This window comes from Aquabacterium sp. UBA2148, assembly GCF_002328915.1.
GTDB lineage: Bacteria > Pseudomonadota > Gammaproteobacteria > Burkholderiales > Burkholderiaceae_C > Aquabacterium > Aquabacterium parvum.
Map to the genome: position 1 here is coordinate 8,431 of NZ_DCXA01000024.1, position 1,769 is coordinate 10,199.

The 1,769-nt window shown below is 66.6% G+C and carries 2 protein-coding genes; both read right to left on the reverse strand.

What is annotated here, in order from left to right:
• Positions 1–81: 81 nt before the first annotated feature.
• Positions 82–1,197 (reverse strand): fatty acid desaturase family protein, encoded by a 1,116-nt coding sequence (locus B2W70_RS01520; protein ID WP_286742193.1) that lies wholly within the window; start codon positions 1,195–1,197, stop codon positions 82–84.
• Positions 1,198–1,219: 22 nt separating this feature from the next.
• The coding region (locus B2W70_RS01525) for a 2Fe-2S iron-sulfur cluster-binding protein (protein WP_286742194.1) at positions 1,220–1,769 on the reverse strand (550 nt) is incomplete at its 5' end.

Sequence of the window (1,769 nt, forward strand, 5' to 3'; positions counted from 1 at the left end):
CCGCCACGGGCATCGCGAGAAATCAAAAGGCCCGCAAGAAGCGGGCCTTTCGCTGAGCCATCTCGAAGCAGGGCGGTGAGCTCACCGAGCCTGCAAGCTCGGCGACATCGGTGCGGGCGAGCTCGGGAAGCTGTGGCGGATGATGCGCCAGATCACCTGGCTGAACTGGCCCAACATCGAGCCCGTGTTGTAGTGCACGCCGTATCGGCGGCAGATGTCGCGCACCACCGGGGCCATCTCGGCGTAGCGGTTGGCCGGCACATCGGGGAAGAGGTGGTGCTCGATCTGGTGGCTCAGGTTGCCCGTCATGACGTGCAGCAGCTGGCTGCCCGACAGGTTCGACGAGCCCTGGATCTGGCGCAGGTACCACTGCGCGCGCGTCTCGTTTTTCACGATGCCCTTGGGGAAGGTCTGCACGTCGGCCGTGAAGTGCCCGCAGAAGATCACCGTGTAGGTCCACACGTTGCGGATGCCGTTGGCCATCAGGTTGCCCAGGAAGACCGACCAGAAGGCCGGGCCGGCCAGCAGCGGGAAGACCAGGTAGTCCTTGATCAGCTGGCGACGCGATTTGCGCAGCGTCGGCGCGGCCTCCTGCGCGAGCTTGCGCCAGGTGATGCGGCCGATGAAAACGCGGCCCAGGCGCAGGTCCTGCACGGCCACGCCCCACTGGAACAGCAGCGCGAAGATCACGGCGTACAGCGGTTGAAACAGCGCGGCCGGGTGCCACTTCTGCTCGGGGAACAGTCGCAGCACGTCGTAGCCGATGTCGTCGTCCATGCCGTGCACGTTGGTGTAGGTGTGGTGCTTGAAGTTGTGGGTCTTGCGCCAGTTGTCGCTGGTGCCGACGATGTCCCACTCAAAGGTTTTGCCCTGAAAGCGCGGATCGCCCATCCAGTCGAACTGGCCGTGGATCACGTTGTGGCCCAGCTCCATGTTGTCCAGGATCTTGGCGATGCCCAGGATCAGGCCGCCTGCCATCACGGTGGGCACGATCCAGGCCTCGGGCATGAACAGGCAGGCCATCAGCACGCCACGGCCCAACACCTCGATCCAGCGCACGGCGGCGTAGATGCGTCGGATGTAGCTTGCGTCGCGCTCGCCCAGGTCGGCCACGGTGCGGGCGCGCAGGTCGTCGATCTCGGCGCCAAAGCGCGCCAGGTCTTCGGGGCTCGGTTCACGTCGGGTGAGGTTGCTCATGGTGTGACGGCTGGGGTGAGTTTCAAAGGTCGAGCGTGAGGTCGGTGCAAGCGCGGCTGACGCACAGGCGCACGGCCATGTTGCTTTCGGACTGGGTGTCGCCCGACTGCATGTCTTGCGTGGTGCCTTCCACGCGCGGGCACACGCAGCTGTGGCAGACACCCATTCGGCAGCCCGACGGCGGGTTCAGGCCTTCGGCTTCGAGCGCGTCGAGCAGGCTCAGGCCGGTGCTCAGTTGCAACTCGCGGCCGTTGCGCTGCAAGGTCACGCGCACCATGCGGGCCTCGGTGGCGGTTGGCAGGGACACCGGGGCAGCTGGGGTGAAGCCCTCGGCGACGAAGGCCTGGCTGTGGCCTTGGCACAGCTCGCGCGCGGCCTCGATGAAGCCACCCGGGCCGCAGGCAAACACCTGCTGCTCGCCCAGGTCGGGCACCAGTTGCGCCAGTTGCTGCGCGCTGATGAGGCCTTGCGCCTCCCCGGGCACGGCGGGCGCCTCGTGCGTGACGATGACCTGCAGGCGGAACTGCGCAAAGCGGGTGCTCAGCGCGCGGAGCTCTTGCAGGAAGCACAAA

Excerpts from the sequence above, each read along its gene's own strand:
- B2W70_RS01520 (WP_286742193.1), bottom strand. The coding sequence starts at position 1,197 with ATGAGCAACCTCACCCGACGTGAACCGAGCCCCGAAGACCTGGCGCGC.